The organism is Pseudonocardia sp. (assembly GCF_025965585.1).
Lineage (GTDB): Bacteria > Actinomycetota > Actinomycetes > Mycobacteriales > Pseudonocardiaceae > Pseudonocardia.
Genome location: NZ_JAOPWR010000430.1, coordinates 1 through 8,799, shown reverse-complemented (window position 1 = coordinate 8,799; position 8,799 = coordinate 1). Strand labels below are relative to the sequence as shown.

Genomic DNA, 8,799 nt, shown 5'->3' with positions numbered 1-8,799 from the left:
GCAACCCGATCCTGGTGGCCGAGGACCTGGCCATGCTCGACCACTTCAGCGGCGGCCGGATGCTCGCCGGCTTCGCCCGCGGCTACCAGAGCCGGCACGTCACCACCATCGGCCAGAAGAACGGCGCTGTCGCCACCTACGCGACCGACCCGAACTACGCGGAGCACGACGCGATCAACCGCGAGCTGTTCGAGGAGGCCTACCAGGTGGTGCGCGGCCTCTGGGCGAACCGCGAGTTCGCCTTCCAGGGCAAGCACTGGCAGGTGCCACCGCCCGGGATCACCTGGGACCACCCGGGCACCCAGGAGATGGCGCCGTCCACCGTGAGCGCCGACGGCACCGTGGAGAAGATTGGCATCGCCCCGAACACGCTGCAGGACCCGTCCACCATCGAGCTGATGGTGCCGTTCACGCTCAGCCCCAACACCATCCGATGGGCCGCGCGCGAGGGGGGCTGGCCGATCATCTTCAGCCCCATCGAGGAGACGGTGAAGGCCTGCCTCGATGCGTATCACGAGGAGGCCAAGCTCCGGGACCCGTCGATCGGCTGGGGCCGCAACGTCGGGCACTTCCGCGAGGTCGTGGTGGCCGACACCGACGAGGAGGCCTTCGCCATCGGCAAGGAGGCGCTCGGCTTCATCTGGCCGGCCTGGCACGACCACTTCGGGTTCAACGAGGCCCTGCGCCGCCCCGGGGAGGAGGGCCCGGTCCCCAACGACTACAGCGCCATGGTCGAGCGCGGATTCTCGATCACCGGCTCGGTGGACACCGTGGCCCGCCGGCTCGAGAAGGCGATCGAGACGTTCGGCATCGAGCTGCTCGTGCTCTGGATGGGCATCGGGCCCGCGCCCATCGACAAGATGCTGCGCAGCAACGAGCTGCTGGTCGAGCGGGTCCTTCCGAAGATCGGCATCAAGCTCGACCGGTTCGAGCCGACGCTGCGCCCGGAGTTCGCCACGCCGACGTGGACCGAGCCCGCCCGCTGACCCCGTTCGTCCGAGCCCAGGCCTGTCATCGAGTGCAAGGGAGCATTCCGTGGTCAAGAGCTGGATCTTCGACATCTTCAACTACCCGCACTCGCCGGACCCGGCGGACTTCGACCCGCAGAAGTGCCAGGAGCTCTACGACTGGCACTTCGAGTCGTGGCTCAAGGCCGACGAACAGGGCTACGACGGGATCTTCTTCAGCGAGCACCACTTCACCGCCTACAACGTCAGCCCGTCGCCGAACCTGCTGGTGGCGACGATCGCGCGGTTGACGCGGAACATGCGGCTGGGGGTGATGGCCAACATCATCCCGTTCCACGATCCGCGCCGTCTCGCCGAGGAGGCGGCGATGCTCGACTACCTCACCGGTGGCCGGCTCGAGGTGGGCATGGGCCGCGGCGTCGACGAGCAGGAGTTCCTCCGGCAGGGAGTGCCGATGGAGGAGACGCGACCGCGCTTCGAGGAGGGCATGGAGCTCATCCACAACGCGTGGCGCAACCCGTCGTTCACCCACCACGGCCGGTTCTGGGACTACGAGGACGTCAGCATCTGGCCGCGGCCGCTGCAGCAGCCCAACCCGCCGGTGTGGATCACGGCCCTGAGCCCTGCGACCGTCGAGTGGGCGGGCCGCAAGGGCTACAAGATGGGCCACACGTTCCTGCCGATCGGCGAGACGAAGGACATGTTCGACCGCTACCGCAAGTCTGCGGCCGATGCCGGCAACTCGACGAGCGCGGACCAGCTCGCGGTGATGCGCAACATCTTCGTCGCGGACTCCGACGAGCAGGCCCGGGACATCGCGGAGCCGGCGCTGGACCATCTCTTCGCGCTGTTCAAGGAGCACGCGATCTTCGACGACCTGGACAACGTGCCGGCGGGCTACGAGTACTACTCGTCGTTCTTCCGGCCCTTCACCTCCGGGCCGATCAGCTGGGAGGGCCTGCAGCAGGCGGGCATCGTCTGTGTCGGCTCGCCGGAGACGGTGCGCGACCAGCTCGTCGCCCAGGCGGAGACGCTGCAGTGCGGCAACATCATCTTCTGGGGCTCGTTCGGGACGTTGACCAGGGAGCAGACGCTCCGCTCCTACGAGCTCTACAGCCGGGACGTCATCCCCGCGCTGAAGGCACTCGACCTTGACTGATCGGGCGCCGATGCGCGTCGGGGTGGGGCTGCCTGCCGCCGTCCCGCGAGCGGGACCCGATCAGATCCTCGGCTGGGCCCGGCGGGCGGAGGCCGCCGGGTTCTCCAGCCTCGCCGCCCTGGACCGGGTGGTCTACGCCAACCACGAGCCGCTGCTCACCCTGGCCGCCGCGGCGGCCGTCACCGAGCGGATCGCGCTGGCCACCCACGTACTGCTCGGCGCGACCCGCGAGCCGGCCCTGTTGGCCAAGCAGGCGGCGACCCTCCACTCGCTGTCCGGGGGGCGGTTCACCCTCGGGTTGGGGGTGGGCGTCCGCCCGGCGGACTACGCCGCCACCGGGACGCCGTTCGCCGACCGCGGACGGCGGCTCGACGGCGTCGTCGACGCCCTGCGGCATACCTGGGCGTCGGCGGGAACGGCCGGGGCCATCGGGCCGGTCTCACCCGGGGGGCGGCCGGGCCTGGTGCTGGGTGGCCGCTCGCCACGGGCGCTGGACCGCGCGGCCCGGCTCGGCGACGGATGGGTCGCCGGGAGCACCGCCTTCTTCGCCGAGGGAGCGGCCGTGGTGCGCGAGGCATGGCGGCGGCACGGCCGCGAGGGCGCCCCGCGGCTGCTGGCGGTGGGGTACGTCGCGCTCGGCGCGGACGGTCCCACGCAGGCCCGGCGCTACCTACCGGAGTACTACGGGGTGGCGGCAGAGGCAGCCACGACCCTGGCGTCCACTGCGCTGACCAGCCCGCGGGCGGTACGCGACACCGTGCGGCGGCTGGCGGGGGAGGGCTGCGACGAGCTGGTGCTCTACCCGTGCGGCGCGGATCCGGATCAGGTCGGCCTGCTCGCCGAAGCGCTGCGATGAGGCCGCGCCGGTCAGGGTTCGACGTCGGCGGCGGCCTGGGCCGCCGGCTCCCAGATGATCTCCAGCGTGCTGACGATGTGGGTCTCGGTCTCCTTCCGGGCCGCTGCGCCGTCGCGCGCCCGGAGCGCCTCGAGGATCCGCTGGTGGTCGGCATGGCGCTGCTCGAGCGCGTGCGACAGCGGGGTGAGCACACCGTTGGTGTTGATGAGGAAATCACTCATGTCCCACATCCGCTGAACGTTGGCCGCCATGATCGGGGACCCGGCCATCTCGTGCACGACGCCGTGGAAGGCGCGGTTGTGGGCGCGGTAGCCGCGGCTGCGTTCCGTCGGGTCGTCGAGCGACCGCAGGGCGTCGATCCGGCTCTCGACGGCGGCGAGCCGGGCGAGCTGGGCGTCGGTCCGGCGATCGGCCGCGATCTCGGTCACGGTGCCCTCCATCGCCCCGAAGAGCCGGAAGAAATCCTCGACCTCCTGGGGCGGGTAGCTGCACACCTGGCAGCCGACCTGCGGGATGATCTCCACGAGACCCTCGCCGGAGAGCCGGCGCAGCGCTTCCATGACCGGTTGCTTGCTGACCTGGAACTCGGTCTTGAGCGCCTCGACCTGCAACCGTTCGCCCGCGGCGAAGACACCCTCGAGCAGCCGCTCCTTGATCTGGGCGTAGACCAGCGAGCCGAGGCCCCGCGCGTTCGGCCGTCGGCCCGGGCCGACCCCCGACCCGGGCCAGCCGCCCTCGTCGCCGTTCATGGTCATCCTCGCAGCTTAATCGGGCCGGCAGGTCCCGGCGCCCCGAGCAGTCCCGGTACCGGGTCGGCTGGCGGCGTCGTCGCGTTTCGGACCTTGTCCGCAGGTGTCTGCACGTCCTAGGATTCATTGGAACGCTAGAATGCTAGCAGGGAGTCAACGATGACGCTGGCGCTGTGCACGACGTCTCACACCCCGCTGATGGGCAAGGCCGACCCGGGCGCCGATGTCTCGGACCGCGTCGCGGCCGCGTTCGACGAGGCGCGTGCGTTCATTCGCGACTATGATCCCGAGCTCGTCGTCCTGTTCGGACCGGACCACTACAACGGCTTCTTCTACGAGGTCATGCCGCCGTTCTGCATCGCGGCGGACGCCGAGTCCGTGGGGGACTACGGCCTCCCGAAGGGTCCGCTCCCCGTCGATGCGCCTGCCGCACGGCGGATCGCCGCCGAGGTGCTGGCCGCCGGGGTCGACGTCGCGGTGTCCGAGCGGATGCAGGTCGACCACGGGTTCTCCCAGCCGCTGCAGCTGCTCTTCGGGGCGATCGACGCCGTGCCGGTCGTGCCGGTCTTCATCAACTGCGTGGCCGAGCCGATGGGCCCGGTGGCGCGGGCGCGTCTCCTGGGTGCCGCCGTCGGCCGCGCCGCGGCGGCGCTCGGCAAGCGGGTGCTGATCATGGGTTCCGGTGGGCTGTCGCACGATCCGCCGGTGCCGCAGTTCCAGGGCGCAGCACCCGAGCTCGCCGAGCGGCTGATATCCGGGCGCAACCCGGCCCCCGAGGTGCGCGCGGCGCGGGAGGCCGTGGTGGTGGACGCGATAGCCGCCTTCGCCGCAGGCACGTCGAACCTGATGCCGCTCAACCCCGAGTGGGACGTCGACCTGATGGCGCTGCTCGCCGCCGGAGACCTGGAGAGCATCGACGCCCGGCCCAACGACTGGTTCGTGGCCCACGCCGGGCACTCCTCGCACGAGGTGCGCACCTGGATCGCCGCCTACGCCGCGCTCGGCGCCGCGGGCCGCTACGAGGTCGAGACCTCCTTCTACGAGGCGATCCCGGAATGGATCGCCGGGTTCGGGCTCACCACAGCCCGCACCCTCCCCGCCTAGACACCCACCCGAAAGAGGCCGTCATGGAGCTCGATCCCCGCCGGACCGCATTCATCGCGGTGCACTACCAGCACGACGTGATCAGCCAGGAGGGCGCGTTCGGCGCGTTCTTCGCCGAGCAGGCCACCGCGGCCGGCGTCGTCCCGACCACGAGGACGCTGCAGGAGGCGGCGCGAGCCGCGGGCTCGCCGGTGATCTACACGCGCGTCGCGTTCCAGCCCGGCTACGGCGACCTGGTGGGGAACTTCCCGCTGCTCGCGATGGTCGGTCAGCAGGGCTGCCTGGTCGACGGCACCCCAGCGGCCGCCATCGTGGACGAGCTCACGCCGCAGGACGGCGACATCGTCGTGACCCACCAGCGGGTCAGCGGTTTCGTCGGCAGCGAGCTGGACACCGTGCTGCGCGGTCGCGGCGTCGACACCGTGGTGATCACCGGCGTGGCCACGAACATGTCCGTCGAGAGCACCGCGCGCAGTGCCGGCGATCTCGGCTACCGGACCGTCGTCGTGTCCGACGCGTGCAGCGCCGCCGCCCCGGAGGCGCACGAGGCGTCACTGGCCAGCCTCGGGCTGCTCGGCGAGGTCGTCACCGCCGCAGACGTGCTGGCCGCGCTGAAGACCGCGGCGGACGCCGCATGAGCCGTCCATCGATCTGGTCAGCGCTCGCGGGCCTCGAGTTCACCGTCCGCTACGTGCAGGTCGGGGAGTGGCGTACCCGCGTCCTGGAGACGGGTACGGGTGAGCCGCTGGTGCTCATGCACGGCACCGGCGGGCACATCGAGGCCTATTCGCACAACCTCGTGCCGCTCTCGCAGCACTTCCGCGTGATCGCCTACGAGTACCCGGGACACGGGTGGACCACCCACACCACCCGTGACCTGGAGCTGCCCGACTACGTCGCGCACCTCGACGGCCTGCTCGACGCGCTCGACGTCGAGCGTGCGCACCTGTCGGGGGAGTCCCTCGGCGGCTGGCTCGCGTTGAAGTACGCCGCCGCGCACCCGGAGCGGGTCGGCCGGGTCCTGCTGAACACGCCGGGCGGAACGATGGCGACCCCCGAGGTCATGGAGCGGATCCGCAGCCTGTCGCAGGCCGCCGCCGACGACCCGAGCCACGAGCGGATCAAGGCCCGGCTGGAGTGGCTGATGGCCGACCCCTCCTCGGTCACCGAGGAGCTGGTCGACATCCGGCGCACGATCTACGCGCGCCCCGGGTTCGCCGACTCGATGCGGCACCTGCTGTGCCTGCAGGACCCGGAGATCCGGGCACGCAACCTCGTCACGGACGCCGAGCTGGCGGCCGTCGTCGGGCCGGCGATGGTCGTGTGGACCAGCGACGACCCGTCAGGTCCCGCCGCGGCCGGGATGGCCATGGCCGACAAGATGCCGGACGCCCGGTTCGAGGTGATCAAGGACGCGGGCCATTGGCCGCAGTGGGAGCAGCACGAGGTGTTCAACGCGCTCGCGATCGACTTCCTGACGGGGAAGCGGGATTGATGGCGCTCTTCGCGGTGGTCTGGCGCTACACCGACGACACGGCGCTGCTCGACGAGGTGCGCCCGCTGCATCGGGAGTACCTGGGCGACATGGTGCAGCGGGGTGTCGTGCGGCAGGCCGGACCGTTCGGCGACGGCTCCGGGGGTCTGCTCGTCTACGACGTCGCGGACGAGCACGAGCTTCAGAAGTGGATCGCCGAGGATCCGTTCAGCGTGCGCGGCGTCGTCGTGGAGAGCCGGTCGTGGCCGTGGACGCCTGTGGTCGGCCCACTGGCAGGCTGAGCGGCGGGTCGGGTCGCCGGGCCGACGGACTGTGCACCACCCACATGGTCTGAGCGGAGGTGGTCCTCTCGATCAGGGGCCTGGCCCGCCTCGTCGTCCCCTGATCACAGGACGCTCCAGCCCGGCCGCGGGGCATGCCGCCTTGACTCTGCGCATCGCGCGGAGTGAGGTGGGTCACATGGCCGTCACACCGTCCGACGCCCCGCGGGGCTTGTCCTCGGTGCCGGACGCGCCCGAACCGACACGCTCGCCCACCGGCTCGCTCGGCAGCCGTGCGGCCCGGGTGGTGGCCGCGGTGCCCGTCGTGGCGGGTGCCGGCAGGCGGCTGCTGGGCGAGCTGGGCAGGGTGACGCTGGGCCGGTCGGAGGTGGCACCGGCGAAGGGTGACCGGAGGTTCGCTGATCCCACCTGGGCGGAGAACCGTGCCTACCACCAGATGATGCAGGCCTACCTGGCGGTGTGCGGCGCGGTCGGGGAGGTGGTGGAGGGTGTCGGGTTCGGCGATTGGCGCGACCGGGAACGTGCCCGTTTCGTTGCCACCTTGCTGACCTCGACCTTCGCCCCGACCAATGCCTTGCTGGGCAACCCCGCTGCGGTGAAACGCGCGTTCGAGACCGGTGGGGGGAGCCTCGGGCGGGGGGTGCGGAACTTCGTCGACGATGTGTGGCACAACGGTGGGATGCCGCGCCAGGTCGACCGTTCCGCCTTCACCGTGGGCCGTGACCTCGCCGCCACGCCCGGCGCGGTCGTCCACCGCGACGAGGTGCTGGAGCTACTGCAGTACCGCCCGGTCACCGGCACGGTGCGCAGCGTCCCGATCGTGGTGGTTCCGCCGCAGATCAACAAGTACTACTTCATGGACCTTGCTCCGGGACGGTCGCTGATCGAGTTCGCGGTCGGGCAGGGCCAGCAGGTGTTCGCGATCTCGTGGCGGAACCCGACGAGCGAGCAGCGGGACTGGGACCTCGACACGTACGCGGGGGCGATCATCTCCGCGCTGGACGTGATCGCGGACATCACGCGGTCCGAGCAGGTCAATGTGTTCGGGTTGTGCGCGGGCGGGATCACGACCTCCGCGGTGCTCAACCATCTGGCCGACGTCGGCGACGATCGGGTGAGGTCGGCCAGCTTCGGTGTCACGCTGCTGGACTGGTCGGCGCCCGCCCCCGTCGGGATGCTCTCCGCGCCCGCGTTGCTCAAGCTGGCCAGGTGGCGCTCGGGTCGTGCGGGTGTGCTCGACGGTCGCAGCCTGGGGTCGGTGTTCACATGGATGCGGCCCAACGATCTGGTGTGGAACTACGTCGTGAGCAACTATCTGCTCGGTGGTGATCCGCCCACGTTCGACATCCTGGCCTGGAACGCCGACAGCACGAACCTTCCGGCCGCGTTGCACGGCCAGTTCCTCGATGTGTTCGAGGGCAACGCGCTGACCGTGCCGGGCGCGATGACCGTCCTCGGGTCGCCGGTCGACCTGTCGCGCGTCACCGTCGACGCGTACGTCACCGGCGGCACCACCGACCACCTGACCCCGTGGAACGGTTGTTTCGCCTCGGCGCGGCTTCTGGGCGGGCGCTCGACGTTCGTGCTCGCCAACACCGGGCACATCCAGACCCTGGTCTGCCCTCCGGGCAACCCGAAGTCCCGCTACTGGACAGGTGCCGAGCCGACCGGCGATCCGCAGGCCTGGCGGCAGAGCGCCACCGAACACACGGGCTCGTGGTGGGAGAACTGGGCCGGCTGGATCGACGCCCGCTCCGGGACTCGTCGGAAGGCTCCGACCCGGCTCGGGAGCAGCCACTGCCCGCCCCTCGACGACGCTCCCGGAACGTACGTGTTCACCCAGGCCTGACGCCCGGCATCCCGCCTTGGAGGGACGCTCGGGTCCTCTTCAGCCGAGACGCGCTGCGAGGTCGCTGAGGGCTTCCACGAAGCACGCGATCGGTGCCGCCGCGACTCCGGCGCCGACCTGGCCCGTCCCGGCGGTGGCGTGCAGGATCCCGGTGGTGACCTTCGGGGTGATGCCGAGCTCGACGACCTTGCGCACGTCCACTCCGAGTGGAGTGCCCGCGAAGTCCATCGGCGGCAGCGTGAACCTGCTGCTCGTTCCCGCGCAGATGGCCCGGAACCCTTCGGTCGCCGCTCGGGCGTCGGCCATGGTGCCGCCGAGGAAGGCGGCGACCGCGGCGG

The 8,799-nt window shown here is 71.0% G+C and carries 9 protein-coding genes and 1 pseudogene; 8 read left to right on the top strand and 2 right to left on the bottom strand.

Annotated features, from left to right (window positions below; genetic code table 11):
- From JWR81_RS26625 to JWR81_RS26615, 3 genes are all read left to right on the top strand, one after another.
- Window positions 1-986 (top strand): LLM class flavin-dependent oxidoreductase (locus tag JWR81_RS26625; RefSeq protein WP_297658834.1); only part of this gene is annotated, 986 nt, incomplete at its 5' end.
- Between the two features lie 49 nt (window positions 987-1,035).
- Window positions 1,036-2,127, top strand: a complete 1,092-nt coding sequence (locus tag JWR81_RS26620) for an LLM class flavin-dependent oxidoreductase (protein WP_297658832.1) — start codon at window positions 1,036-1,038, stop codon at window positions 2,125-2,127.
- A complete protein-coding gene (locus JWR81_RS26615; RefSeq protein WP_297658830.1) occupies window positions 2,120-2,983 on the top strand; it encodes an LLM class flavin-dependent oxidoreductase in 864 nt (287 codons plus the stop codon). The genes JWR81_RS26620 and JWR81_RS26615 overlap by 8 nt, the downstream gene beginning before the upstream one ends.
- Window positions 2,984-2,994: 11 nt before the next feature.
- Here JWR81_RS26615 and JWR81_RS26610 read toward each other — a convergent pair whose 3' ends face one another.
- Window positions 2,995-3,738: a GntR family transcriptional regulator gene (locus JWR81_RS26610; protein WP_297658828.1), complete on the bottom strand. Its 744-nt coding sequence runs from the start codon at window positions 3,736-3,738 to the stop codon at window positions 2,995-2,997.
- A 153-nt stretch (window positions 3,739-3,891) separates the two neighbouring features.
- Between JWR81_RS26610 and JWR81_RS26605 the strand changes: the two genes are divergently transcribed.
- The 5 genes from JWR81_RS26605 to JWR81_RS26585 all read left to right on the top strand — a co-directional run bounded on the left by JWR81_RS26605 (window position 3,892) and on the right by JWR81_RS26585 (window position 8,461).
- Entirely contained in the window at window positions 3,892-4,836 is a 945-nt protein-coding gene (locus JWR81_RS26605; RefSeq protein WP_297658825.1) for a 3-carboxyethylcatechol 2,3-dioxygenase, read from the top strand.
- A gap of 23 nt (window positions 4,837-4,859) precedes the next feature.
- Window positions 4,860-5,474, top strand: coding sequence for a cysteine hydrolase (locus JWR81_RS26600; protein ID WP_297658823.1), 615 nt, complete (start codon window positions 4,860-4,862; stop codon window positions 5,472-5,474).
- Window positions 5,471-6,331 carry an alpha/beta fold hydrolase gene (locus JWR81_RS26595; RefSeq protein WP_297658820.1) on the top strand — a complete coding sequence of 287 codons (861 nt, stop codon included), beginning with the start codon at window positions 5,471-5,473 and terminating at the stop codon, window positions 6,329-6,331. Before JWR81_RS26600 ends, JWR81_RS26595 begins: the two co-directional genes overlap by 4 nt.
- Window positions 6,331-6,612, top strand: a complete 282-nt coding sequence (locus tag JWR81_RS26590) for a YciI family protein (protein WP_297658818.1) — start codon at window positions 6,331-6,333, stop codon at window positions 6,610-6,612. Before JWR81_RS26595 ends, JWR81_RS26590 begins: the two co-directional genes overlap by 1 nt.
- A gap of 178 nt (window positions 6,613-6,790) precedes the next feature.
- A complete protein-coding gene (locus JWR81_RS26585; protein ID WP_297658816.1) occupies window positions 6,791-8,461 on the top strand; it encodes an alpha/beta fold hydrolase in 1,671 nt (556 codons plus the stop codon).
- A gap of 39 nt (window positions 8,462-8,500) precedes the next feature.
- Here JWR81_RS26585 and JWR81_RS26580 read toward each other — a convergent pair.
- Window positions 8,501-8,799, bottom strand: a pseudogene (locus tag JWR81_RS26580) (hypothetical protein); the annotation flags it as partial.

Bases quoted from the DNA above. Each gene is read 5' to 3' on its own strand.
- JWR81_RS26610 (WP_297658828.1), bottom strand. From the start codon at position 3,738: ATGACCATGAACGGCGACGAGGGCGGCTGGCCCGGGTCGGGGGTCGGC.
- JWR81_RS26605 (WP_297658825.1), top strand. From the start codon at position 3,892: ATGACGCTGGCGCTGTGCACGACGTCTCACACCCCGCTGATGGGCAAG.
- JWR81_RS26600 (WP_297658823.1), top strand. From the start codon at position 4,860: ATGGAGCTCGATCCCCGCCGGACCGCATTCATCGCGGTGCACTACCAG.
- JWR81_RS26595 (WP_297658820.1), top strand. From the start codon at position 5,471: ATGAGCCGTCCATCGATCTGGTCAGCGCTCGCGGGCCTCGAGTTCACC.
- JWR81_RS26590 (WP_297658818.1), top strand. From the start codon at position 6,331: ATGGCGCTCTTCGCGGTGGTCTGGCGCTACACCGACGACACGGCGCTG.
- JWR81_RS26585 (WP_297658816.1), top strand. From the start codon at position 6,791: ATGGCCGTCACACCGTCCGACGCCCCGCGGGGCTTGTCCTCGGTGCCG.